Source organism: Vibrio marisflavi CECT 7928, assembly GCF_921294215.1.
In the GTDB taxonomy this organism is placed as follows: domain Bacteria; phylum Pseudomonadota; class Gammaproteobacteria; order Enterobacterales; family Vibrionaceae; genus Vibrio; species Vibrio marisflavi.
In genome coordinates, this window is record NZ_CAKLDM010000002.1 from 414188 (window position 1) to 440056 (window position 25869).

Consider the following 25869-nt stretch of genomic DNA (forward strand, 5'->3'; position numbering starts at 1 on the left):
GTGTTACTTGTGTGAGGAAAAGATGAGCTGGTAATGATACTGCTTACGGGTAAGCAAATACTCACTATGAACGCTAGGGCTCCATGAATCATCGCCACCGACTCCCATGTGCTTGTGGTCGATAAATAGGTAAAGGTTGTTTTGTTTAGTCAGCTCATTGGTATGCCTAGCTTGAGCGATCTCGGCTTGGCTAAATGGACTGACACTAAATTGGAATTCTCCACTGACTTGCATGTTGTTGACTTCAACTTTACTCGTTCCACATCTTAATCCACTGTCTGTCGGGAAGATGTACGGTGTGGTCATTTCATCCAGTGGTTTTTGATAGTACCCAAACCTTGCTGCAGACAAACGATCTGGATAATTCTCAAAAGGCCCGAGCCCTAACCAAGCAATGTTGTTTTCTTTCTGTTGTGGTAGAAGCACTTCGATACCGACTCTTGGCATAGGTGGTAAGTGTTCAGCGAGCGCTACAGAGATATCTGTTTTAATGTTTCCTTTTGCATCGATAGAGTATACCCATTCAGTAGTCGCTTGGATTTTGCCTTGGTGATGGTAAGCAAACTGAGAAACAATGTTTACGCCACTTTCGGTTGTGGTTCCTGTACAACTGACACACTCTTTTTCCCATTGATTCAAGCCCGCCATATCCCATCGACATGACCAAGCATTAGGGTCGATACAGTCCACTTGGCTAATACCAATATCATTGTCCAATGGAGCTCGATAAAAATTATCTTTTGGCCCTTCCAGAATTTGCTGTTCACCGTCAATCGTCCAGTGAGTCATTTGCCCACTATGCTTATTCCAGCGCAGCTCTAGTAATACGTTTTCATCTTTGACAGTAAAATGCTTGTCGTCGCTAGACAATTCGAGAGTGTGTGGTGATTTCGCTTCTGGTCTTAACAGACCCAAAGAGTTGGCTACTTCGAATTGCTCGGTTGCGACGATATGGCCTGCTGGTGCCCAAACCGACTCTCCTATCAGTTTTATATCTATATTTAGATGATACAATGCGCCTGTTTTAGGTTGAAAATTCAAGTGAACTTCTTCTATCTGCTCTGATTGAGGCTTAATATCAAGCTTGAGCTCTCCTGACAAAATAGCAGAACCATTTTCAAGTAAACTCCAGCATAACTTTTCATTTTCACTGCTTGTGAATAGGTGTTCGTTGCGAATGCTGAGCTGTATGGCTTGATCATCTAATTGCGTCATTGCAGTAGTGAAAAAACGTTGGCAGTGCTTGGCTTCTTCAAGAGCAGGGTGAGGCGTTCTATCAGGGAACAACAAACCGTTTATGCAGAACTGTCTATCGTTGATGGTATCTCCAAAGTCACCACCATACGCCCAAAAGTGTTGGCCATTTTCATCATGTTTGCTTAAACCTTGATCGACCCAATCCCAAATAAAACCACCTTGAAGACGAGGGAAGTCGCGAAAGGCTTTCCAGTATTTATCGAAGCTTCCTAGGCTATTGCCCATGGCATGTGAATATTCGCAAAGAATCAATGGTCGGCGTTCGTTTGGTAGTGAAACCCACTCCTTTAGTGCCCATTTGGGGTCGACCTCTTCAACGAGAGATTGGTCAACACGAGAATACATTGGGCAGATAATATCTGTTGCTTTGGTACTAGCGCCGCCACCTTCGTATTGAACAGGCCTAGATGGATCGAAGTCTTTGGACCAAGCATACATCGCATCATGATTACTGCCATGTCCTGATTCATTACCCAGTGACCAAAGGATAATCGATGGATGGTTTTTGTCGCGCAGCACCATTTGTGTATAGCGGTTAAGCAGTGCATGAGACCAGACAGGATCGTTAGTGAGGCGATTCATTGGTACCATGCCATGTGTTTCGATGTTGGCCTCATCACACACATATAACCCATACTCGTCGCAAAGCTCATACCAACGAGGATGATTCGGATAGTGCGCGGTTCTTACGGCGTTGAAGTTATTCTGCTTCATTAGGCAAATATCACGAAGCATGTCTTCTTCAGTCATCACATGGCCGAGTTCTGGGTGATGTTCATGACGGTTAACACCTCGAATGAGCAGGGGCTGTCCATTTAGGCAAAGCTGATCGTTTAGAAACTCAACTTTACGGAATCCGACTTGATACGCTTCGGTTTCAATATGTTTGCCTTTCTCATCTAGCAAGGAAACAACTAAACGATATAGGTTTGGCTGCTCAGCGCTCCACTTTTTAGGATTATCGATATGCAGAGTCTGAAATACCATATCGTCATAGCAGCCTCGCTCATCAATCAATCGATTGTTGGCGGTAGCAACCTGAGCTTCTGAAATGGGAATGTCTTTATCGAATAGTTGAACCTTAACCTGATACCCGACTGGAGCGGATATTTGTGTTTTTATATCTAATAAACCATTTCGATAAATAGCGTCAAGATCAGGTGTGATATGTACATCTTCGATGCAATTACGTGGTTTAGCTAATAACGTTACATCACGGAAGATGCCACTTAGCCACCACATATCTTGATCTTCTAGGTAGCTTCCATCACTCCAGCGCATTACCATCAACGCTATGGTATTCTCGCCCGCTGTTAAGTAATTGGATAAATCAAATTCCGCAGGCAAGCGGCTATCTTGGCTATATCCCACCCATTTTCCGTTACACCAAAGGTGAAACGCCGAGTTAACGCCATCAAATATGATTCGTTGTGTCTTCTCTAGATCCTCATCCAGTATAGAAAAGCTAGTTCTATAACACCCAGTAGGGTTGTCTTTAGGTACATAAGGAGGATTTACATCAAATGGGTATTTGACGTTGGTGTAGATGGGCTTATCGTACCCTTGAAGCTGCCAGTTTGAGGGAACCTCTATGGAGTCCCAGTTTGAATCGTCTAAAGATTTGGCTACATATTGGTCTTGAATTTCTTCAGGTGAGTTCAATAACTTAAAGCGCCAATTCCCATTGAGTAAACGGCGGTTGGTTACCGTTTTATCCAAGGCCTTTTGCTCACATTCAAAGCTAAAAAGTGGGCTGTGTGCTTTTAATGTGTTGATTTTGACAGCTTGAGGGTTTTCCCAATCGCGTCTTTGGAGGATGTCGCTTAAAGAGGTCATGATCTGAAAATCCATTCTTAATAGTTAATACGTTTGTATGCCGACAGAGTAATTATATGTGGAAACGTTTTCTGTGTGTTTTAGCTATTTTTTCAGTAAGGAGTAAGTTTAAGTGCGTATTTGTGATCTCGAACTCATATTTTTGTGGCTAAACCTCAGTTATTAGAAATAACTTGCATCTAAAGTGGCTTGCCATCGTGTTGGCTGTGGGAGTTTAAGAAGGTTGGGAGCGTTATTCTTGCCTAATCTAGTTATTTATAATGTGTATCAGTGTCTCAATTTTCATTAAAAAATGAAAACGTTTCCATGTTATTGCAGACGATCACAGAATGAAAACCACCATCTAGTTAGCATATTTTTCCGCCAATAGTGACAAACATAAAAATAAGCAAGGTTACTTCAGTACAACTTTGCGATTGGCGATAAGATAACTGTGAAACTCAAAGGATAACGACTATGTCTGATACCATCACGTTAAGGACGAAAGCTTCTTATGGTGTAGGTGCCTTAGGAAAGGATTTTGCCTGTGCCCCTATTTATATCTTTCTAATGTTCTACTTTACTGATGTAGCAGGGATCTCCGCTGCGTACGTCGGTACCATATTTTTAGCAGCTAGGATTATTGATGCTGTGACAGATCCGATGATGGGGATGGTGGTAGACAATACTCGTTCAAGGTTTGGCAAATTTCGCCCATGGATTGTGATTGGTACACTGTTAAATGCATTGGTCCTTGTTGCTCTTTTTAGTACCCATATGTTTGAAGGGACGATGCTATATGTATATGCGGCAGTCGTATACATTTTGTGGGGGTTGACTTACACCATTATGGATATTCCATACTGGTCGATGATTCCTGCTCTGTCTCGTTCGCGCCGAGAAAGAGAGAAGTTGGTGGTTTGGCCAAGACTGTTTGCTAGCCTAGCTTGGTTCATAACCGGTACGTATGGTTTGCACATTGTTGGTGTACTTGGTGATGGAAATCAGGGTGATGGCTTTTTTGAAGTTTCCATCATTATCGCAGTGATATTTTGCTTAAGCGCATTTCTAATCGCGCGAAATGTAAAGGAAAAAACCATCGCGGTAACAGGCGTCCCTGCGGAAAAGTTTAATTTTAAAGATGTGCTAGCCATTATTGGCAAAAACGATCAGCTTAAAGCGCTAATCGGCACGGTATTGTCGTTCCAAGTGGCCAACATGCTGGTTGGTGGTTTTGCGATTTACTATTTCTCTTACGCTTTAGGAAACCCTGAGCTATTCCCTGTTTATATGATGATAGCGGGAGCTGCAGAAGTTTTAGGCGTATTTACTTTCCCTAAAATCGCCAATATGTTGCCACGTAAAAACTTGTGGTTAATTGCGTGTGCTTTCCCAATTGTATCTTGCGTTGTTTTGTTACTGATGAGCGTAGCACTGCCTGGCAATACGATACTGATTGGTTTAGCGGGTGCTCTAATTAAATTTGGGGTAGGGATTACCAATGCGCTGCAAACGGTAATGTTGGCAGATGTTGTTGACTACGGAGAATATAAGACAGGCCGTCGAAGTGAAAGTGTGATTTTCTCAGTACAAACAATGCTGGTTAAGTTTGCTGGTGCAATGGGTGGCTTTATCGTCGGTATTGGCCTTTCAGTTGTCGGCTATGTACCCAATGTTGAGCAGTCGGCAACAACTGTTACAGGTATCGAGTTTATGATGATTGGATTGCCAGCGATTCTAATGCTAGTCAGGAGCTATGCTGGTTTCTGGTGTATGGAAGAGAAAAGAAGTTGCGGTGTAATCTGTTGATGTAGTTCTCACCAGAACGATTAACAGAAAGGTACACCGCATGACTGATAATACTGTTGTTTCACTGAATACACCACAAGACCCGCTCACTGAATTGATACGCCAAGGTGCAAGAGACTTAATTTCACAAGCTGTTGAAGCGGAGCTTCAGCAGCTGCTTACTCAATATCAGAATACGATGGTTGACGGCAAACAAGCCATAGTTCGCAATGGTTTCTTACCTGAGAGAACCTTACAAACAGGTGTCGGCGATGTGGAAGTGCAAATTCCTAAGGTACGAGATCGCTCAGGGAATGGTGTTAAATTTAATAGCAGCTTGATACCACCGTATCTCAAGCGAACTAAAAACATAGCAACACTGCTCCCACTGCTCTATCTCAAGGGGATATCGACGGGCGATATGCTACCCGCTCTTGAGTCGCTGCTCGGTAAGGATGCAAAAGGACTCTCAGCCAACAGTATCTGTCGCCTCAAGGAGCAATGGCATGAAGAATACGAGCAGTGGCGCAAACGAGACCTCGGTAAGCGTCGCTATGTCTACGTCTGGGCTGACGGTATTTACTGTCACGTCAGAATGGACGACAAGCTCTGTTTGCTCGTCATTATTGGCGTCGATGACACTGGGCGCAAAGAAGTCCTTGGCGTTCTGGATGGTCATCGAGAGTCAGAAGCAAGTTGGACGGAACTCATTGAGCAGTTACGAGCACAGGGATTACAGTTAGCACCAAAGCTAGCCATCGGAGATGGCGCACTTGGTTTCTGGAAAGCGGTTGCTAAGTGCTGGCCTCAAACGGGTCAGCAGCGTTGCTGGGTACATAAGACAGCGAATGTGCTTAACAAGGTGCCCAAAAGTGTTCAGCCTAGGATGAAGGAAGCACTGCAAGATATCTGGATGGCAGAGACCAGGAATGAGGCTTATCATGCCTTCTCAACCTTCCAGAAGCGCTTCGAAGCCAAGTACCCAAAAGCAACGGACTGCTTGGTGAAAGACAAAGCTGAAATGTTAGCGTTCTACGATTACCCAGCAGAGCACTGGGTTCATATCAGGACGACGAACCCGATAGAATCAATGTTCGCCACAGTACGCTTGCGCACGAACAAGACGAAGAACTGTGGAAACAGAAAGACTACGTTGATGATGGCTTACAAGTTAATGCGCAGTGCAGAGACGAAGTGGCGTCGTCTACGAGGTTTTAAACTCCTGGCTGATGTTGTGAAAGATGTTCGCTTCATCGATGGGGTGAAAGAAATGGAGACTCATCAACAGGCTACTGCATGATCTCCATACACCACATTTGACAATAGCTCGCTAGTCAGTGGCTTTATATATAAGAAATTCTATCGTTTACATGAAGGCTTCACACTGCCTACGAAAGAGCAAGAAATGAAAGTGACTGAAAAAGTGGTTTGCTCGTAACACGGTTTTACTAAAAACATCAAAAGACAACAAGGCGGCATATTCAATAAAGAATATGCCGCTTTCCTTTTTTGAAACATGGTTTGGTATATCGGTCAGATAACAAACAAAGTGTCATGATAGGTTTGTATGTGCAACCGAAGAAATATGCATCATTTATGAAAAAATATTTTTTATAAATCCCGGTAGACTTTGATAACTCCATATATGCCAGGTGGTTAGGTAACCACTACCGAGCTTGATCTCGAACAAACTTCTACGATTTTTAGCAAATGGGGTTATCAATACCATTGAATTTTCAGTCAAAAATTGGTGATAATGCGGCAATTTTTTCGAGGCTCAAAATTTAGAGTCCATTTTTCATACAGTCGCTAGGAAATGCTATGTCTTTGCAATACGTGCTACTCCCTATCATCCTTTGTATCGTTGCTGGGTTTATCAACGGCTCTTACGTTACTCCATCAAAGTGGATGAAAGGGTGGAATGATGAAATCATTTGGTTGAGCTACACTCTGTTTGGCTTTATTTTGTTGCCAGTTTTAAGTTTGCTAGTTCTCGATAAGCATATCTTTGCCCAGATAAGCAGTGTACCAAGCCATTATCTAATGTTGGTTCTTGTTGGTGGTTTCCTATGGGGTATCAGTCAGCTGTTTTTCGTACTGGCGTTAAAGCGTACCGGTCTTGCTATTAGTTTTGTTGTCAATATTTCAATGGGTACAGCAGGCGGTGCATTACTGCCACTTCTTTGGAACCAATCACTACTAGGCAGTAAATACGCATACCTTCAGTTGCTAGGTGCAGTGATTTTTGTCGTGGCAGTAGTAACGACTATTCTAGCTGGTGAAGCTCGACGTACTAGCCAAGAAACACAGCAAAGTGAATCAAAGCAAAACAATAGCGTTATTTACATGATTCTTGGTGTATTTTTTGCGATTCTGTCAGGTTTAGGAAGCATTATTCAAGGTAACTCTTACACATACGCAAACCCGACTTTATCTCATGCTGCGTTGCACAATGGTGCGTCATTACTTCCAGCAAACACTGTTGCGTTTACACTTATCTTTATCGGTGCATTTTTCCCAAATATCATCTACTTTGCTTGCCTTGGCTTCCGTAGAAGATCGCTACCCAGTCTTGTACAAAAAGGCGCAGCAAAAAACTGGTTCTATGCTCTTCTAATGGGCGTTGGTGCTTGGGGTTCTGTGCTGTTGTTCTGTCAGGCTCAGGCGTTAATTGGTGGTGACTTAGCTCCAACGATTGCTTGGCCTCTGTTTATGATTTTCATCGTATTAACTGCGAACTTCTGGAGCTTTGTTCACGGAGAGTGGAATGGTGCTGGAGCAAAAGCGAAAAAGCTCATCACTTCTTCTTTAGTTCTATTTATCGCAGCAGTAATCGTATTTGGCTTCAACTCTATGAATAAACCAAGTCAACCTACGGTGGCCCACACTGCAGCGCAGACACAAGTTGTCCAGCAAGCATCTTAAAAGTATTTGAAAGAGGAGCAAAAGCTCCTCTTTTTGTATTTGCTAATGCTTGGTACAAGTTGCAAAGTTTTGCGGCGTGCAATACGTCATAGGGATATATACTACTTCAGCAACCGGTTGTTTTTGGCTTAATCGGTGAAGAGTCATGATGGCTTGTCTACCCATTTTATATGGATTTTGTCCCACGTTGCCATTCGCAAGTTTATCTTTTAAATAGACCAGTTGTTCATCTGCAGTATCTGCAGTGATTAAGACAATCTCTTTGTTTGCAATTGCCTGCTGATAAGGCTCTACAATGTCGCGATAGCTGGATAAGAACTGTGTCCAGCCACCTACCGCCACAATTGCAGCAATGTTTTTTCGCTTGTGTGCAGCTAACACGTTTTTTAGGTCTGTCTGTGCTCGCTCAAACTGGCCGAAGTTGTATAGCGGTTTGCTGAACTCCTTCCAGCCATTTTCACCATTAAGTAGTTTATCTATCAACGAGGCATCGTCTTTACCTGACAGTGCCGCACGTACTCCCATTACCCGTAAATTGAGGTTGGGCGAGTCTGGACGACCACTCTGAATAATAATATTGCCACCCTCAGGCAGTTCTGCTTTTAGTTGCTCTCCCAGAGCTTTTCCTAGCTCATAGTCATTGGTGCCAATATAAGACGCTCTTAGGTTTGGGTTCTTAGTTAAAGATTCCTTTGAAAAATCTGCATCATAGGTAATGATTGGAATACCGAGTTTTAGTGCTTTATGGATACTGTTTGAAGCGAGAAAGTCTGATTGAGAAACGGCGATTGCAATGCCATCAACACCTTCTTCGATCAGTTCCGATAGAATTTGATCTTGCCTGCGTACATCGATACTCGATGGACCACGAAATATACACTGAACGTTTTTCAGCTCTTTTGCAGCTGAGATACAGCCATCTCGGCTTGCAAGGAAAAACGGATTATTTTCTTCTTTAGGGATAAGGGCAAATCGTAGTGTTTCAGCAGTGGCTAGGTGTGATGTGTTTACCAACAGCACAAATACTGTGGTGTAGAATAAGTTTCTCATGGCAATTGCAACTCTCCTTCGCGTTATTCAAGTATAGACCAGAGCGAAAGAGTCCAATTTTAGGGAATTTATAGACCAACAACTAAAAATATTTGCAATTATATTTGCACTGAGTGATCATATTGCAAATTTTGTAGTTTGATACTGTTCTATAACGAACATAATTCAAAAATATTTTCATTTAAGAGATTCCCATGATTGAAAGAAGAGAAACCAAACAGCGCATGAGCCGCGCAGTGATTCACAATGGAACGGTTTATTTTTGTGGCCAAGTTGCTAAAGACAGCACTAAAGACATTACTCATCAAACGACAACCATGTTGGAAAAAGTAGATGAGCTGTTAGAAAGTGTTGGCTCTAGTCGCGAAAAGCTTTTATCTGCAACGATCTATATTAAAACAATGAAAGATTTTGCTGAAATGAACGCTGTTTGGGACGCATGGGTTCCCGAAGGTCACGCGCCAGCGAGAGCTTGTGTTGAAGCAAGCATGGCAAGAGAAGAGCTATTAGTTGAGATTTCTGTGGTTGCTGCTGTTTAATCGTTTATTTAGCTAGTAGATTTGCCTATCGATGCCTAAACACGTGTGTTTAGGCATCGTTATATCAGCCTTCGCCATTCTGTTAGTCGTACAGTTCGATACCTTTGACTATAAGGGCTGAACTGTTAAATGCGGTGGCGCCGATAAGCCAACAAAACATTGCTTTAATGTATTCAAACTTTGTAGCTAGATGGGCAGCATCGATACCTCCATCAAACCAAAATAGCTCAAAGCAATCTTTGGTAGCTGCTGTGACACTTTGAACTCTATCTGCGATAGAGTAATAGATATCGAGCCCCTTAGTGTTTCCTTCTGCCATATTATCTATCAATAAGCCCCAGTTGCAGGCCTCTGAAATACAGTTTCTTGTAAATTGAACCCTTAAAAATTTGCGCCAAAAGTCGGCACTACCTGTATCGGTAGGATTTACGACCAATGAATCGACTAACTTACCAAATAACGGCATCATGCAGACAAAAAATGCGCTAGAAAATACACCATCAAAGACCACGCCACATGTCCGCTGAGGAGTCCAAGTTCCACTAGTGTTTATTGCATTAGAGGAGACACTACGAATACCATTGACTAGTGCAAGGCTGCTAGCAATGCTAATTCCAACTTGATCCCAAGCACAAAATCCGGGATTACTTATGAATATTTGTCCCCGCTCTTTTGCTAAAGCCTTTTGTGTACCTAAAGTTTGAGAGGCGGCCCATTGAAATGAACAAATATAGCTTAATATATTACACCCGATTCCCCATGAGTGATTGAATGCATCCCAACCACTTACGCTGGAGTTTGACCGGAGTGCCTGCAGAGTTTGGCTAGAGTCAGTAAAGCTAGCTTGGTCTCCTGCGTTATAGAGGGTTTCTAAGCTTGGTAGTGTAGAGACGCTTTTTCCTTCGAGAATATAGTGATAAATCCAAGTAACTATTCCGAGATAAACCCCCATAACTTCTGCCATACTAACGTCAAATGATAGGTCAATATCAAATTTTTTAACGATAGCAGTTATAAAAGGAATTTGTAACGTGATGTTTTTATCGCAGTAAATACCATATAAACTGTCCAGAGCAAAAGATATTATCGACTCCATCAAATTAAAGGCGATATCAATAGTTGTTTTTAAAACACCTATTAGAGAAGCAAGTAAGTCCAACACTATATTGCTGAAGTCGTATGGGTTCGCTAGTGCTGCGATTATTTTCCCAACAGCTTCCAAAATAGTTTCCATTATGTAGTCTTCATCAATATCGAAGTCAGCGTCTAGAGTGGAAATTAAGCCACTGACATCTATAGATGAGGTATCCACGAGTATCGGGCTTAATGTTGTATATATAGCTTCTTCAGCTTCTTCAATAGCATCATCAATACCCAATGCATTAATAGCTTTTGTGAATAAATTGAATGGGGCATTAATGATTTTGGTTACGAAAGGAGAATTGATGACTGATTCCATTTCTTTTTTCATATCCATGATGCCGTCCACCACACTTTCAACGGCTTCTTCGGCAGCATTTTCAGTTTGTGACTTCATGCTGTCTATATTGTTTGAAAAATCATCTAATCCGCTATCTACAAGAGCTTTTAAATCTTCAAAGCCGTTAACAATCGGTTCTTTAAAGCTTTGCAGCATAGTAATGCCTTCTTTTTGTACTCGAACAGATTCATTGATGCAGGAAATAATGTCACCAATATGCAACAGCATATTAATGAGCAGCATAACGACTCGAATCAGTACTTCCAGCACGTCAATGATAATTTGGCAGATATTGATAAAAGAATCGGCTATCTCATCTAAACTCTCATAGACCGTTGTGATTGCTTGCTCACATGCATGGCCTAATTTCGTAAGAAAATTTTCTGTGACTTCTAAGAAGGTGTCACCCGCTTGAGAAACCCAGGTAACAGCGTCGTCAATTCCATCAAGTACATCATTAACAGCATTGGCAATAGCATGAGCAGCATCGTTGGCAAAGTGCTTGATATCTCCCCAAATGCTCGTGAGTTGTTGATTGTTTCTTGGTGAGGCATAGCTCATACCGTTGGAGCCAAAGTTAAGGCATAAGTCGTTGCTTGACGATGCAGATGTGCTGGCTTGAAGTGTTGAGTTTTGCACTTTTACAAACTGACAATAAATCGGGTTGATGCTAGCAGGTATTGTTGAGCTAGACAGTAATGTTTGCACTGTCTCTCCGCTGCTAGCATCTTGTGCTTCTGTATAACTAGTAAGTGTGCTTGCCGTTGTTTGTGTCAAACTTGATAGAGCACTATAGGCTTCGTCTTCTGAGCTCACGACATTTGGTTTTATACTCAAGTTATTTTCGACACCTGCAGTTTTAAACTTATCCTGTGAGACGTAATCTTCACTAGATGCACGTTTAGTCGATTGCTCTGAAAGGATAATGTTGTACCAAGAAGAGGTAACGCCTTGTCCGCTAGAGTCGCTTAAAAGTGCAGAATCAGAAGTGATCGAAAGGTTGGCTGTATCAATAATCCTAACCATCATGCAGCAAGACATGTCTTTAGCTAGGGTGGTAACTTGAATAGTCCCATCAGACAAAACATCACTTGCGGGAACTAACGCACTGGTTGTTCTGTCGGTCTCATATGTGCGAGTGTCATTGACTAATACTGTAAGTGGGTTTGTGCTTCGTAATTCTATGTATTGTGTCTCGCTCAGTTGTGCGGGAAGATCGTAGCTGTTTTTTATTCTTACTGTCATACAATAGCATTCCGACGTCTCGCTATTGGTGCTTTCTGCCTCTGATTCCGATTGACTAATGACTATCGGCTTATCAACCCAAGTCTTCTCTAAGTTCTTGTTGTATTTCATTAGAGCACTGTAGGTGTTAGAAGATGTTTCTTTTATAGCTAGGTATTCACACTTTTGATTGAATCGTGGGTTAGCGTATATAGCACTAGCGTTATTGCCAATAAAGAAGCCCGAATACTCAAGCTCACCGTCGACCGTTTGCGTTGACATGAATGCTGGACAAGAACTATAGGTATACCCCCAGTAAACAGGGGACATAGTTTTCGTTGGATCATCATCAAACGGCGTACCAGCTTCTAAGTCGGCCTGACGATAAATAAGTAAGTTGTCATTTTCATCTTTACTGAAAAAAGTAAACCCACCATATTTACTCTGGCCTCCACAAAGAGTGACCGGGTCTCCTTGAGCAATATCAGGCTGTGCAAATATACGATAGCCAAGCAGAAAACCTGTATCTGCATCGAGTGACATCATAACGATGCTAGATTGTGCAGCAGAAGAAAAGTCGCAGTCTTTCCACAGGCTCACTTTTGCAACAACAAAACTAACGTTGACATCCCCTTTGGTATTTTTATTTTTAATTGTTGTTGTTTGATGAAATTCGTGTACACAATCGAAGGTGCAATAGTTAAATGTGTTTAGAAATAGTTTTTTATCAATTAAGCCTAATGCGAATGCATATCCATTTGAGTTTAGCGAACTGTAAGTGTCATATGGAGCTTTATATTGTCTGCTTTCAAAGAAAACATTACAGCCACTTTCCAATTTATAAACCTTCTCTTGTGTAATTAACGATGGGGGAAACTCAATACTTTGTACTGAGGTATATTCTGCTGGAGCAATATGAAATGTTTTGTCCTCTCCTTCTTTTAGTACATGATTTAGTGATGCTAGGGGTTTGTCGAAATAGTTACCGACTAGAGGGCACTTAGCACTTGCCATATAGCCTTCCTCCCAATCATCGCCAAAGTCGGTAATTGGTGTGGTGCAGGCATAGTGCGATATATTTTTCCATGAATCGATAGTTAGCACCCAGCAGGCCGCTAATTGCTGTGAAGTAACGTCCTGTTTTGAATCATAATGTGTTTTTTCGCTAGCAAATTGAGTTTGATAGGTGATGTGGGTTTGACCGCTAATATCGGTGTGCACGTTGAAATCTGTTAAATATCTAAAACCGGGCAAGTCAGAGTGCTGGTCGTGTAGCTTTTCTTTTAAGTTGTATATTTGCCAATCGGTCACACTGCTTTCGGTATTTCCTAGACCAGTCTCCGCCTCAAACCATCGTATGCAGAGGTAGACCTTACCTAAATAGCTTGTCGTCTCTTTATTGGTATCGACTAAGAATGCTTGTACGCCGTACATTTTTCCATCTGATGCAACTTTGTTATGCAGTGGAGAATGAATAGGAATAATGCGTTTACATTCATAGGTATTTTTGTTCGCCGTACTTGCAAAACTAATATTAGGAATCGAAGTTGTTTTGTAGCCAATGCTTTGTTCAGCACTGTCTTTATCTGTCGGTTCGACAATTTGAATAGTTGGTTTGTTGTTTGAGTCGGGTATTAGCTGAACCAAGGTTGGAGAGCCATAGTTGCAGTTAGTATCGGTAAAATTGCTTTCTGTGGCACTAGCTTCATCCACTATGGCTTGAATCTTAAGATGTCCCCAATTGAAACTTTCCAGCAGAGCATGGTGTCCTTGTTCGGATAAGCTGCTTTCTAAACTAGTTTGTTTTACCGTATCAGTAAACATCTCGGTGCCAAAGGTAAGTTGATAGGCATTTGGCTCTTCTGACATGTCCACATCAGTAATACCAAAGTCCGCGGGATTTGAGCTGTAATCAGAATTAAGACTTCCCCAAGCACTAGGCATAACACCACTACTCACTAGCCCCGCAAGAACAAAAACTTGCCCGGATCCCTTTAAGAATTGTCGTCGGCTTACAAGTGAATCAAAACAGTTCATTTCCTTTTCTTTCAACGAAGGTTTCGTCAATACTTTGTCTATGATACAGCTCATTTTCTGTCTTAAAGTAGACAGTCTTACTTCTTCACTCATAATGCACTCCATGTTCGCTTGTTATGGTTGATATCTGTGTAAGCTCTGTGACAGTGAGGCTGGGGGTATTACATTCATTCTTATAGCCTCCAATAGTTGACTATCTGGTAGTCATAAACCAAAGCCAGCAAATATCAATCGAATGATTAATTTTCGGGAACGATCTCAAAATAAGGCTGAGTAATTACTCTGTCTACTAAATATTGTTTATTGCGTGATATATAGCCAAAATTTGCAGTGAATATCTTTATTCATTGAGATTTTTGTTTCTGCTTGATAAGCAGCTAATGGATGGTTATTAATGTTGTAATCTAATTTATTGAAAATAAATGGTTTAATGTATTCATCGTTTCTCTATCTTTTCTTGTTTTTTTTGGGAACGATTGCTTTTTGAGGATAATATTGAGTAGAAGAGCGCATAAGAAAACGATACCTAGTATTTGGGTGGTTAGTGTTTAGATACCGTTTAGCTTTGTGCTGAAATTATGCTGCGTTGAATATGGATAGTTTTTGGGGAACTGTTAAGGGTTTCTTGAATGTGTCCAAACTGATTCCCAATTCATCAAATTGCATCAGCTTATTCCACGGTAAATAAAGCGTTTTAGAGATCGAACTATCCATGTTGGTTGGGCCTTTTGCGGTCACTTTCAATCCGTTAAAATCATAATGGTAGAGCGATTCCGAACCCAATATTTCTTGCTCTTCTAGCCTACCATTTTTAAGCAGAACACTTGGCTGATTGTCTTGGAGTGGAGCAAAACTAATATCTTCCGAGCGTATGGCAAGTGTTTTCGTTTCAGCTTGGATAAGGCCTTCTTGCGTAGACAAAACATCATGTTCAACAGGTAGCAAGTTGAGTGGTGACGTGCCAATAAACTTAGCTACAAACAACGTTTTTGGGTTTTCAAACACTTCTTGAGGCGAGCCAATTTGTTCGATTTGCCCTTTATTTAATACCACAAGCTTATCAGCAAGTGTCATTGCTTCTGTTTGATCGTGCGTTACGTAGATAGAAATTGCATTGAGCTGTTTATGCAGCTTTTTGATTTCCATACGCATATGGTTACGAAGTTGAGCATCAAGGTTTGAAAGTGGTTCGTCGAAGAGGAAAATATTGGGCTTTTTCACAATGGCACGACCAATTGCAATTCTTTGCCTTTGACCGCCAGAAAGCATCGCAGGTTTTCTTTCAAGGAGATGTTCTACATCGAGCATTTTTGCTGTGCGCATGATACGCTCGTGAGCCTCGGATCTTGGAACCTTAAGGTTCTTCAAACCAAACATCATGTTTTGATAGCAGCTCATATGTGGATACAAAGCGTAATTTTGAAACACCATGGCGATTTTTCGTTTGGCTGGATCTTTGTCATCCATACGAAAACCGTCGTGATCGATAGTGCCACCAGTAACGTTTTCTAACCCTGATATCATTCGCAGCAGTGTCGATTTGCCACAACCGCTTGGGCCGACAAGCACGACAAATTCATTTGGTTCGATGGAAAAGCTTAAGCCCGGAGCCTTGATAGCTTCGTAGCCATTTGGGTACTTCTTACTTAAATTTTGGATAGTGAGCATAACAATGGTCCATTACTTTTCTGTTTGAATTAAGCCTTTGACGAAGAACTTTTGCATCGAGATCATAAGAACAACTACTGGAATAGTGGATACAAGAGTGCCTGCCATTGCTTGCCACCATAAAGGTTGGCTATCTAGCGAGGTGCTTATCTGACTTAAACTCATGGTGATAGTGTAAAAACTTGGCTTAGAGGTGATCATCAATGGCCATAAATATTGGTTCCAGCCATAGACAAACATGATCAGAAAAATTGCCGCGATGTTTGTTTTAGACAGTGGCAAAACTATCTTGAACATAAAGCGGAAATAGCCTGCATTATCTAGTCGAGCAGCTTCTAACAGCTCAACGGGAATCGTTTCAAAAAACTGTTTGAAGAACAACGTCGCCGTGGCGGAAGCAATCACCGGGAGGATTAATCCGGTGTAACTGTTGAGCATGTTGAAGTCTACGATGATCTGATAACTGGGCAGCATACGAACTTCAATCGGTAACATCAGAGTTAAAAAGATCACCACGAAGAAAAAGCGTTTAAATGGTAATCTGAAATAGACAATGGCATATGCTGAGCAAAGAGATAAGAGTATTTTTCCTACTGCAATGCTAGCGGCCATGACAAAGCTGCGCCAAAGCAAATCAATATATGGCGGCAGCCCTAACACTCCTTTAAATAGCACTTCGTTTAGGTGTTGAATCAATAAGGAAACGTTTGGGTACAGAGGGGCCGTTGAGCCGATTACATCAGTATTTTGTGTGCCTGCCACTGAAATAACCATCCATAGTGGCAACAGTATTAACCCAGCAGAAACAATGAGGAACAGATGCTTTAAGCAGCGGTTTAAGATTTTCATGCGTAGTCTGCCTTAGGTTTTAAAAAGCGGCACTGAATGTAAACTAGCCCTGCAACGATTATTAGTAGCAAAACCGAAAGCACAGCGCCCATACCGACATTGTTGTTCACAAAACCTTTTTGATAAGTTTCATATACCAACACATTAGTTGAGTTGGTTGGACCGCCTTTGGTGGTGACGTCAATAAGACCGACGATATAGCAGAAGCTGTAAATGAAGTTGACGATGACCAAGTACAAAGACATAGATTTAAGCATCGGTACGGTGATCTTGGTGAACTTACGTACAGTTTTAGCATTATCTAATGTTGCCGCTTCGTAAAGGGCTCCCGGTATGCCTTTGTGTGCCGCCAAATAGAACAGAAAGTTGTAGCCAATCTGGTTCCAAATTGCAGCAACTGTCACCAATATGAAGGCATTGGTCGGGTTCAATGCTGGGTTCCAGCTGATACCGAAGCTAGATAGTAAATGCGGAATAATGCCCACCGATGGAGATAGCACAAACAGCCAAATCATTCCTGTGACAGGTGGTGCGATGGCATACGGCAACATGAAAAAGGTGCGATATAAAAGTGACAAAGGTTTTGAGCGAACTGAGTTCACCATTGTCGACAGAACCAATGTGAGTGCCATGACTCCAACGGTAATTAATGCAGCCATGACGACACTAACCAAAAAGCTATGCCAAAACTCTGGTGAGCCTAATAGTGATGTGAAGTTTTTCAGTCCAACATATTGTTGGGAAAAGCCAAATGGATCGGTTTGAAACAGCGATTGATGAAACTCACTTGCCATAGGCCAGTAAAAGAAAGTCACAGAAATCGCTAGTTGCGGAAGCAAAAGGATACAAGCGACCCAAGGGTGCTTGTATCCAACTTGCTCAATAGTTTGAGGGTGATTCACCGTATCTCCTAGGTAACGATTCGATTAACTATTGATAGAGTTAAATTTCTGAAGAATTTGCGTGCCTTTCTCTTTTAGCTGTTCAATTGCTTGCTTCGGCGTGATATTGCCTTGGAACATAGCTTCGACAGCGTTATAGCCCGCATTACGGATTTCTGGATCATAGCCTAAGTGCATACCACGAGAATTATCATCACCCTTGGGTGCGACGCGATCTCTGGAAAGTTGGTCATAGGCGACTTTTGTACCCGGGTGAGATTTAAAGTAGCCAGTGCTTGCTAGGTATTTCTCTGCAGACTTGGTGACAGTTACGTAGCCTGTTGCTTTCGCCCATTGTGCTTGGATCTTGTCTGAAGTTAGGAACTTCAAGAATGCTGCTGCACCTTTGTATTGGGCTTCAGAGTGGCCCTTCAATGCCCATATGGAAGCACCACCGATAATGCCTTTGTATGGCTTGTTGCCCACAGCACTAGCCCAGTATGGAAGGCTAGTTACCCCTAACTCAAACTTTGCACCATTCTTTAATTGGCCATAGGAGCCAGATGAATCGATAAGCATGCCGCAACTACCATTTTGGAAGTAACTTGTCGCAGCGCCATCACGACCTTTATATTGGAAAGCATGGGTTTTGTTCATATTGTTGAGCAACGCCATTTGTTCAACATAGTAATTCGGTTTTGGAAGCAACTCTGTGCTATTGCCATTGAATCCGTTTTCGTTATTTCCGTAAGGAATATTTTGAATAGCAGAGAAATTTTCGAACATGACCCACATGAAATATGTTGTGGTTGAGCCACATTGGGGGGCACCTTTCACCTCAACTAGTTTTTGTGCGTCCTGCTTAAACTCTTGCCATGTTTTTGGTGCAGTTGTAATTCCTGCTTTCTTAAACCAGTCTTTGTTGTAATACAGAACAGGCGTTGAAGAGTTGAATGGCATGGAGATCATTTCACCTTCGCCATTGCTGTAGTAAGAGCGAGTGGCAGGAATAAAGTTCGCTTTGTTGAGTTTGGTTCCTGTGTCTTTAAATAGTTGTTGTACAGGGTAGTACACTCTGTCTCCCGCGCTCATCATGGTGACAGTACCAGCATCATACACTTGAGTTAAAACTGGAGAAGTGTGGCTGCGAACAGAGGCGATGGTAGCCGTTAATGTATTTTCATAACTCCCTTTTGGAATTGATTCCACTTCATACTTATTTTGAGACTCGTTGAACTCTTTAACGATTTTTTGCAAAGTGGTCTGCAGCGAGCCAGTCATGGCGTTCCAAAACGGAATTTGTGTTCGTTCTTGAGCCATTGCACTGGTAGAAATGAGTGAAGCAACCAATAAAGCGGTCTTTGCTAGGCGTATTCTTTTCATTAGAAAATTCTCGACAACGGATAGTAGTTGTTCGAAAGCCTAGCAATGGAATATGACAGTCATTTTACTCTATTGGCTAATTTTTAAGAAAATCCATCATTCAATATTAATAAATTAGCGCAACTTATACTGGTTATTTATCTTTGAGTGGTGCCATTTTATATTGGCTTACTCACTTAGCTTTATAACCATCGAATCGTATTTAAGAAACCAATGACCTCATGGGAAGTTTTTGCAAGCTACACTCATTTCATACGAGGTTTAGACTGACTTTAAAATAAGGAACGCCATTTTTATAAAAACGATTTCCTTCTTCTTTCATATTAAAACGCTGATAAAAGGGTAGAGCAGATTCTCTAGCGTCGCACCAGAATCGGGTCATCTGTTTGTTAGAAAGGAAGTGAATTATAAACTGGATCATTGCCGAACCAATGCCTTGTGTTTGGTATGCGGGAAGCGTCGCAAACTTTCTTAGTCGTGCGTGGGTATTATCAAGGTAGATGGAAGCTACGCAAACTAACTTGTTGTTTAAAAAGGCACCAAAGTGCTCTGCTGTTTCGTCTCCGTCAACGATACAGTATTCGATAGGCTCGTTCGGCCAAAGAACTTGGTGACGAATAGGTAAGACTTGTTGCAAATCAATTGCTCTTATTTCCATTGCAAATTCTCGTTTATTGTTGGTGGTCGTTAGGTGAAGCGATCGTGTGCTTGTTCATTCACTATGTTACTGGAGGGCCAGTTTGGTCGTTATTGATTTATAAATTAAAGTGCCTAGTACGGTATAAACCTATCGCGAGTAAAAAAATAAAGTTAATGTGTTTTATTCGACATATGTCGTATTTTGGTCTTAACCTGTAACCTAATTAACACTGCCATTGCAAGTCGGCTTGTATATCATAGCTAAATAAATCACACCCTAACAACGATAACTAATTATGAGGCAGGAATGACAACACAGCATACGCAAAATATCCCTCAACTAACAATAAAAGGCGATCATTTTCAGATAGGTTTTCAACTTGGCCAGTTTTTTAAATCAGCTATTCATGAACGCCTATTAAATAATAAAGAACTTAACACTCTTATTGAAAGTTGGAGTAGTAGTCCCGAGTTTGATTCGTTAAAAATTGCAGCGAAGCAGTTTTCTACAGGCTATTTTGATGAGGTTAGGGGGCTTAGCGAAGGCGCAGGTGTTCCATTTGATACTATCTTCATGTGGAATTGTCGCGGTGATTTTGCTTTTCCATCACAACAAGGGGATGGGCTTCCAGTCAACGGTTGCACAACTCTTTTCCTACCAAAAAGCGAATCAGAAAGTGCGTATATTGCACATAACGAAGATGGAGACATCGAGTTCTTAGGTCAGTGCGCGTGGGTTACTGTTATACCTAAGCATGGAAACATGTTTAAAAGTTTTGTATATCCGGGTTTAATCGCAGGCAACGCAATTTCAGTGAACGAAAAAGGGCTAGTTCAAACTATTAACAATATTCGCGCTTTTGATTGCAAAGCAGGGATACCTCGACAGTTCATTTCTAGAGCGATTCTTGATGCAAACTCACTTGTAGAAGCAATAGAGTTATTGCAGCGTAAAGACAGAGCTTCAGGTTACCATCATGGCTTAGCTCAGGCTGGTGAAAATTATCTGTTTAGTGTTGAAACGTCTGGTGGGGAGTGCGAAGTTATACGACTAGAAAGTCATCAATTTTATGGGCATGCCAATCACCTCAAATCTGCGGGGTTAAAAGATCTTCCGAACACAAAAACGGACTCTTCATTGTACCGTGAGAAGAGAATGACTGAGCTGTTTGAATCACTTTCTTCTCATTCGGGTGAGCAAATTACTGAAGTGCTGTTTGATCAGGAAGCGGCCAGCGGCAACACTTTGTATCGTCAAGGTGACTCTGGTGGGGAATATGCGCAGACCTTAACAACGGGTATTTTCGAGATAAAAGATAACTCAGTGAATATCACGTTACATTTCTCTCCAGAAGATACATTTACTATCTCTGATACCATTACAGTCACTCGTTAGACGTTTTTAAATAAAGGTGCCCAAGAGAGTTCAATTCTTGGGTGCTTTGCTCTAAATGGTGTCTATATAACCTTTAGTGTAAGAATTATTTTCCTAAGTATATCAATGATATAAATGTCACTATTTGAGGCGAATATTTTGCTAAAACAATTGATAGTATCTTACAATTTTGTCTTCCTTAATTGAGTTTTACTGCATATTTATTCTTTTCTCAGGTTTTGAAGTTTAACAATAAATGGAGATCTAAATGCAAAAGGCCGCTCAAGATAAATACCTACCTAAAACGAATGAAACTCTTCCTCACTACATTTCTGAAAAATTACCTGCTCATATCCAATTAGGCGGTGAACCAAGCAATTGGTCTGTTAAAGAAGTCGGTGATGGTAATTTAAATCTTGTGTTTATTGTTGCAGGAACGGAAAAGACAATTGTAGTAAAGCAAGCACTTCCATACGTTCGCGCCGCGGGTGAGAGCTGGAAACTCTCGACGAAGAGAGCATTTTTTGAATACAACATATTGGCTCTTGAGGCTCGCTTTGCAGGTCAAGACTTAGTGCCGGAAGTGTACTTTTACGACGAGGAGCAGGCGTTATGTGCAATGGAGTATTTAAGCCCGCATATTATCCTTCGCAAGGAGTTGATGGCGGGAAAACAGTTTCCTAATCTGGCTGAAGACATTGGTCGATTTCTCGCGAGAAGCTTGTTTTTCACATCCGATTTAGGGATGAACGCAGAAGAAAAGAAAGCGCTAGTGTCGAAATTCGTAGTTAATGACGAGCTTTGCAAGATCACTGAAGACTTGATTTTCACTGAGCCGTATTATGACGCGGAGTTAAATGACTGGACTTCACCTCAGCTGGATGAGGATGTGAAAAAAGTATGGCAAGACGAAGAGATGATTCAAGTTGCCATGCGTTACAAGTACAAATTTATGACCGAAGCTCAAGCACTATTGCACGGAGATTTGCACTCTGGTTCTATTATGGTTGCGGATTCTGATACTAAGGTGATTGACCCCGAGTTTGGTTTTATGGGGCCGATGGCTTTTGATATTGGTAATTATATCGGCAACTTGTTCTTAGCATATTTTTCAAGACCGGGTTGGCAGAGTGAGGAAGAGGAATGCAGCCTAAGTCAAAATTGGTTGCTAGAACAGGTATCAAAAACGTGGCAAGTTTTTGTCGCTCAGTTTACCCAGTTGTGGGCGGATAAAGCGCAAGGTGAGGCATACCCCGTTGCTATCTATCAACAAGGGTTAGGTCAAGCCGCTTTAACAAGAGCGCAGCAATCCTTCTTTGAGACGCTGCTCGAAGATACCCTTGTTAATGCGGGTCTAGAAATTAACCGTCGCATTATTGGCTTTGCTGGTGTGGCGGACTTTAAAGAAATTGCAGACGCGGATTTAAGGGCTGAGTGCGAGCGCAGCGCATTGAAATTGGCACGCGAGTTGATCGTGAATGCTCGACAATACGAAGACTTACAATCCGTTGCTCGCTATGTACAGCACTGCAATAAATCTTAGAGGCTAAAAAAAAATGGAAATCAATGGAAAGCATTATCGCAGCGTTTGGCTAGCAGATGACGGTACAACTGTCGAAATACTCGATCAAACTAAACTTCCTTATGAGTTGGAAATTATCCAGCTAACATCGATGCAGTTGGCAGCTACAGCAATTCGAGATATGTGGGTTCGTGGTGCGCCATTAATTGGCGCTGTGGCTGCCTATGGCGTGGCATTGGGAATGAAGCATGATCCAAGTGATGAGCACTTGCAGAAGTGTTATGACGAGTTAATTGAAACTCGCCCAACAGCCATCAATTTGAAGTGGGCGCTAGACCGTGCGTTCTCTTTGTTGCAGGGCACTCCGACAGAGCAAAGAGAAAAAGTAGCATACACGTTAGCGGAAGAAGTTGCCGATGAAGATGTCAAACTATGTGAAAGTATTGGCGATCATGGACTAGAGCTTATTAAAGAGATAGCGAGCAAAAAGCCACAAGGTTCAGTAGTGAATATTCTTACGCACTGCAATGCGGGCTGGCTTGCGACGGTTGATTGGGGAACGGCTATTTCTCCTATTTATAAAGCTCACGAAGCTGGGATAAAAGTGCACGTGTGGGTGGATGAAACTCGGCCCCGTAACCAAGGACTTTTGACGGCATTTGAGCTCAGCTCTCACGGTGTGCCTCATACACTAATCGCCGATAATGCGGGTGGTCACTTAATGCAGCATGGTGAAGTCGATTTGTGCATTGTGGGTACTGACCGAACTACTGCCCAAGGTGATGTATGCAATAAAATTGGCACCTACCTTAAAGCTCTTGCAGCCTATGACAATAATGTGCCTTTTTATGTTGCACTACCGTCTCCAACTATTGACTGGACTATCAATGATGGCCTCAAAGAGATACCCATTGAGCAGAGAGCTGGACACGAACAATCCCACGTATTTGGCCTAGATGAAAATGGAACTAGAAGAGAAGTAAACACTGCACCAAAAGGAACAGAATGCGGCAACTACGCATTCGATGTCACTCCTGCAAAGTATGTCACTGGGCTTATCACTGAACGCGGTGTTTGCGATGCCAATCATGATGCGCTAGCGACTATGTTTTCTGATTTACTTTAGAGTCACGCTTATATGGGAGGGTCATTCCCTCCCGATCTTCTGCAACCTCTCCACCAACACCCTCACTTTCGGTAGCATAAAATGATTGGCTTGGTATATAGCGTACGCGGCTTCTGGCTGCAGATACCAGTCTTCTAATATTGGCACTAACTCAGTTCTTTCTATAGCTGATTTGGCAATGAATTTGGGTAGATATGCGACACCTACTCCTGCGATTGCAGCTTCTAAAAGTGCTGTGCTGGTATTGCAGCGGAACTTACTTGTTATTTTTATCTCGATAGGGTCTTTGTTTGTGTGTTTGAGCAATAAGCTGTGATGAATGGGGTGTCTTTGCCTGTAGGTCAGACAATCATAGCTCTCGAGCTGCTTGGGGTCTGATGGAATAGAATGCTGATCCAGAAATGTTGGTGAAGCACAAAAGACCCAGTCTATGTCCATTAGCTTACGAGCAACATATGACTCTGGTGGTTTATTTGTAACCACAATAGAAACATCAAAATTCGCTGCGATTAGATTGGCGTCTTGGTCAGATAGCTCCAAGTCGATTTGCAGTTGTGGGTACTCTGAAAGTAATTGGTTAACGATTGGAATAAGTTGGTAGTGGGCAAACGAAATAGGCGAAAGAACCTTAACTAACCCAGTTGGCTCTGACTGCTGCTTTTCAATCATGTCATTGGCGCTGGTGACTTCTGTGACTATTCGCTCACAGTGCCGGTAGTATTCTAAACCTACATCCGTTATTTGAACTTGCCTTGTGGTTCTGTGCAGCAGTTTTACTCCTAGGTATTGCTCTAGCCAGTGGATGTCTTTGCTTACTGAAGATTTAGATACACGTAGCTGTTTTGCCGCTAGGGTAAAACTCTGAGTTTCCACCACACTTGCAAAAACGGCCATCGCTTTAAGATTGTTCTGGATATTGGTATTCATAAATTAGTCTATTGTTTCTGTGAAGAAACAGTGTTTTCGCAATAAGCTCTTTGTTTGCATTTTTGTTGTTAAGTTAAGATAAAGCAACTTATTTAGAAAAGAGAAGGTGCAATGAAGCTTGCAAAGTTTCCAGAAAGCATGACGTTGGTCTGCTTGATCATTGGACCAATGGTCGCACTTATTACTTTGTCGTTAGACATTTATGCACCTTCACTGCCAAGCATGGCTCGAGCACTATCGAGTACGACCGTACAAGCTCAGCTAACAATGACGGCATATACGCTTGCAATGGGGTTAGGGCAGCTGGTTAGTGGCCCACTTTCAGACAGGTTTGGCCGCAGAAAGGCTGCTATGCTTGCGATGTTGATTTACACGTTAGCATCGATATTTTGTAGTATTGCTCAAGATGTTTCTGTTTTGATTACGGCCCGTATACTTCAAGGACTGGCTGCGTCGGCAGCGGTGGTGACGGCCTTTGCGATTATCAGAGACAAATATGAAGGGCAGGAAGCGGCTAAAGGTTTTGGCATTCTTTCCAGTGCAACAACTCTTGGGACAATAGTTGGGCCAATTATTGGTGGGTTGTTACAGCAACACTTTGCAAGTTTTAGAGCTGCGTTTGTTGCACTTTCTGTGTTTGGCACAGTGTCACTATTTGTAGCGCTCTTGTTTGTTGAAGATACATCTAGTGGGAAAGCGCCGAGCCACTTTGGCCAGATCCTAAAAAATTATCGGGATATAGTTCTGGATAGTCACTTGATGAGTTATAGCTTGTTTAGCACGGCGAGCGTATTGTTATTCTTCACTTTGAGTAGTATTTCACCGTTTATTTTGATTGAGCAATACCATGTTAGCCAAGCTATGTACGGTGTCGCTTTCTCTACTTGCGCTTTGATGTTTACGATCGGAGCTTTGTGTGCAAACAAGTTTATTGACCGATTAGGCAGCCACCGCTCGATTTTGGTTGGCACGAGTTTTATGCTGCTAGGCTCGCTCACTATGCTTCTGGCTAACTTATTCATTGAGAAAAACGCAATCACGTTTATTGTGCCTTCTTGGCTACTCTTTTGGGGTGTAGCTTTTTGCTTTGGCCCTTCAATCTCTCTTGCAATGCAAAAGTACAAATCAATCTCGGGATCTGCGAGTGCTGTACTAGCGTGTATACGCTATGGTGTTGGTAGTGTGATTGGTACTTTGTTCCTTTCATTTTGCGTACCTTCCTCAGTCCATTTGAGTTGGTTCTTCATGTGTGTATCTGTAATATTAGTTATGGTCGCATGGTCAAAAAATAGCACTCAGAAACGAAGAGTATTGCAAAAGTCACACGGTTGAACAAATAGATGCTTTGAACTAGGCATTGTGCGCTAAGCTTAACCGGAATGGA

Annotated in this window: 17 protein-coding genes; 8 read left to right on the plus strand and 9 right to left on the minus strand. The window is 42.0% G+C overall.

Features of this window, described 5'->3' with window-relative positions; all coding sequences use genetic code 11:
- Positions 1–3: 3 nt before the first annotated feature.
- Positions 4–3093 carry a beta-galactosidase gene (locus L7A31_RS08665; protein WP_237361114.1) on the minus strand — a complete coding sequence of 1030 codons (3090 nt, stop codon included), beginning with the start codon at positions 3091–3093 and terminating at the stop codon, positions 4–6.
- Positions 3094–3549: 456 nt separating this feature from the next.
- Here L7A31_RS08665 and melB point away from each other — a divergent pair, with 456 nt between their 5' ends.
- The 3 genes from melB (at position 3550) to L7A31_RS08680 (ending at position 7785) form a co-directional block, all read left to right on the plus strand.
- Entirely contained in the window at positions 3550–4881 is a 1332-nt protein-coding gene (melB, locus tag L7A31_RS08670) for a melibiose:sodium transporter MelB (protein WP_237361115.1), read from the plus strand.
- 40 nt (positions 4882–4921) lie between these two features.
- Entirely contained in the window at positions 4922–6160 is a 1239-nt protein-coding gene (locus tag L7A31_RS08675) for an IS256 family transposase (RefSeq protein WP_237359438.1), read from the plus strand.
- Positions 6161–6681: 521 nt separating this feature from the next.
- Positions 6682–7785 (plus strand): L-rhamnose-proton symporter family protein, encoded by a 1104-nt coding sequence (locus L7A31_RS08680; protein WP_237361116.1) that lies wholly within the window; start codon positions 6682–6684, stop codon positions 7783–7785.
- Positions 7786–7827: 42 nt separating this feature from the next.
- Here the strand turns inward: L7A31_RS08680 and L7A31_RS08685 are convergent, their stop codons facing one another.
- Positions 7828–8835, minus strand: coding sequence for a substrate-binding domain-containing protein (locus L7A31_RS08685; protein WP_237361117.1), 1008 nt, complete (start codon positions 8833–8835; stop codon positions 7828–7830).
- A 194-nt stretch (positions 8836–9029) separates the two neighbouring features.
- Between L7A31_RS08685 and L7A31_RS08690 the strand changes: the two genes are divergently transcribed.
- Positions 9030–9374, plus strand: coding sequence for a RidA family protein (locus tag L7A31_RS08690; RefSeq protein WP_237361118.1), 345 nt, complete (start codon positions 9030–9032; stop codon positions 9372–9374).
- Positions 9375–9456: 82 nt separating this feature from the next.
- Here the strand turns inward: L7A31_RS08690 and L7A31_RS08695 are convergent, their stop codons facing one another.
- The 6 genes from L7A31_RS08695 to L7A31_RS08720 all read right to left on the minus strand — a co-directional run bounded on the left by L7A31_RS08695 (position 9457) and on the right by L7A31_RS08720 (position 19554).
- Positions 9457–14208, minus strand: a complete 4752-nt coding sequence (locus L7A31_RS08695) for a phage tail family protein (protein ID WP_237361119.1) — start codon at positions 14206–14208, stop codon at positions 9457–9459.
- Between the two features lie 483 nt (positions 14209–14691).
- Complete coding sequence (locus L7A31_RS08700) at positions 14692–15783, minus strand: ABC transporter ATP-binding protein (protein ID WP_237361120.1); 1092 nt, start codon at positions 15781–15783, stop codon at positions 14692–14694.
- A 12-nt stretch (positions 15784–15795) separates the two neighbouring features.
- Entirely contained in the window at positions 15796–16632 is an 837-nt protein-coding gene (locus L7A31_RS08705) for an ABC transporter permease subunit (RefSeq protein WP_237361121.1), read from the minus strand.
- Positions 16629–17534, minus strand: a complete 906-nt coding sequence (locus L7A31_RS08710) for a carbohydrate ABC transporter permease (RefSeq protein WP_237361122.1) — start codon at positions 17532–17534, stop codon at positions 16629–16631. Before L7A31_RS08710 ends, L7A31_RS08705 begins: the two co-directional genes overlap by 4 nt.
- A 24-nt stretch (positions 17535–17558) precedes the next feature.
- Entirely contained in the window at positions 17559–18896 is a 1338-nt protein-coding gene (locus L7A31_RS08715; protein WP_237361123.1) for an extracellular solute-binding protein, read from the minus strand.
- A 250-nt stretch (positions 18897–19146) separates the two neighbouring features.
- Positions 19147–19554: a GNAT family N-acetyltransferase gene (locus L7A31_RS08720; RefSeq protein WP_237361124.1), complete on the minus strand. Its 408-nt coding sequence runs from the start codon at positions 19552–19554 to the stop codon at positions 19147–19149.
- Between the two features lie 288 nt (positions 19555–19842).
- On the opposite strand from L7A31_RS08720, the gene L7A31_RS08725 reads away from it, so the two are divergent.
- From L7A31_RS08725 to mtnA, 3 genes are all read left to right on the plus strand, one after another.
- On the plus strand, positions 19843–20931 hold the full coding sequence (locus L7A31_RS08725; RefSeq protein WP_237361125.1) for a C45 family autoproteolytic acyltransferase/hydrolase: 1089 nt from the start codon (positions 19843–19845) through the stop codon (positions 20929–20931).
- 247 nt (positions 20932–21178) lie between these two features.
- Positions 21179–22453: an S-methyl-5-thioribose kinase gene (mtnK, locus tag L7A31_RS08730; protein WP_237361126.1), complete on the plus strand. Its 1275-nt coding sequence runs from the start codon at positions 21179–21181 to the stop codon at positions 22451–22453.
- Between the two features lie 13 nt (positions 22454–22466).
- A complete protein-coding gene (gene mtnA / locus L7A31_RS08735) occupies positions 22467–23558 on the plus strand; it encodes an S-methyl-5-thioribose-1-phosphate isomerase (RefSeq protein WP_237361127.1) in 1092 nt (363 codons plus the stop codon).
- Between the two features lie 21 nt (positions 23559–23579).
- Here the strand turns inward: mtnA and L7A31_RS08740 are convergent, their stop codons facing one another.
- Complete coding sequence (locus tag L7A31_RS08740) at positions 23580–24485, minus strand: LysR family transcriptional regulator (protein WP_237361128.1); 906 nt, start codon at positions 24483–24485, stop codon at positions 23580–23582.
- Between the two features lie 111 nt (positions 24486–24596).
- On the opposite strand from L7A31_RS08740, the gene L7A31_RS08745 reads away from it, so the two are divergent.
- Positions 24597–25817, plus strand: coding sequence for a multidrug effflux MFS transporter (locus tag L7A31_RS08745; protein ID WP_237361129.1), 1221 nt, complete (start codon positions 24597–24599; stop codon positions 25815–25817).
- The last annotated feature ends 52 nt before the right edge of the window (positions 25818–25869 follow it).

What these genes read in the sequence shown, in the direction of transcription:
- L7A31_RS08665 (WP_237361114.1), bottom strand. Translation starts at nt 3,093, where the DNA reads ATGACCTCTTTAAGCGACATCCTCCAAAGACGCGATTGGGAAAACCCT.
- melB (WP_237361115.1), top strand. Translation starts at nt 3,550, where the DNA reads ATGTCTGATACCATCACGTTAAGGACGAAAGCTTCTTATGGTGTAGGT.
- L7A31_RS08675 (WP_237359438.1), top strand. Translation starts at nt 4,922, where the DNA reads ATGACTGATAATACTGTTGTTTCACTGAATACACCACAAGACCCGCTC.
- L7A31_RS08680 (WP_237361116.1), top strand. Translation starts at nt 6,682, where the DNA reads ATGTCTTTGCAATACGTGCTACTCCCTATCATCCTTTGTATCGTTGCT.
- L7A31_RS08685 (WP_237361117.1), bottom strand. Translation starts at nt 8,835, where the DNA reads ATGAGAAACTTATTCTACACCACAGTATTTGTGCTGTTGGTAAACACA.
- L7A31_RS08690 (WP_237361118.1), top strand. Translation starts at nt 9,030, where the DNA reads ATGATTGAAAGAAGAGAAACCAAACAGCGCATGAGCCGCGCAGTGATT.
- L7A31_RS08695 (WP_237361119.1), bottom strand. Translation starts at nt 14,208, where the DNA reads ATGAGTGAAGAAGTAAGACTGTCTACTTTAAGACAGAAAATGAGCTGT.
- L7A31_RS08700 (WP_237361120.1), bottom strand. Translation starts at nt 15,783, where the DNA reads ATGCTCACTATCCAAAATTTAAGTAAGAAGTACCCAAATGGCTACGAA.
- L7A31_RS08705 (WP_237361121.1), bottom strand. Translation starts at nt 16,632, where the DNA reads ATGAAAATCTTAAACCGCTGCTTAAAGCATCTGTTCCTCATTGTTTCT.
- L7A31_RS08715 (WP_237361123.1), bottom strand. Translation starts at nt 18,896, where the DNA reads ATGAAAAGAATACGCCTAGCAAAGACCGCTTTATTGGTTGCTTCACTC.
- L7A31_RS08720 (WP_237361124.1), bottom strand. Translation starts at nt 19,554, where the DNA reads ATGGAAATAAGAGCAATTGATTTGCAACAAGTCTTACCTATTCGTCAC.
- L7A31_RS08725 (WP_237361125.1), top strand. Translation starts at nt 19,843, where the DNA reads ATGACAACACAGCATACGCAAAATATCCCTCAACTAACAATAAAAGGC.
- mtnK (WP_237361126.1), top strand. Translation starts at nt 21,179, where the DNA reads ATGCAAAAGGCCGCTCAAGATAAATACCTACCTAAAACGAATGAAACT.
- mtnA (WP_237361127.1), top strand. Translation starts at nt 22,467, where the DNA reads ATGGAAATCAATGGAAAGCATTATCGCAGCGTTTGGCTAGCAGATGAC.
- L7A31_RS08740 (WP_237361128.1), bottom strand. Translation starts at nt 24,485, where the DNA reads ATGAATACCAATATCCAGAACAATCTTAAAGCGATGGCCGTTTTTGCA.
- L7A31_RS08745 (WP_237361129.1), top strand. Translation starts at nt 24,597, where the DNA reads ATGAAGCTTGCAAAGTTTCCAGAAAGCATGACGTTGGTCTGCTTGATC.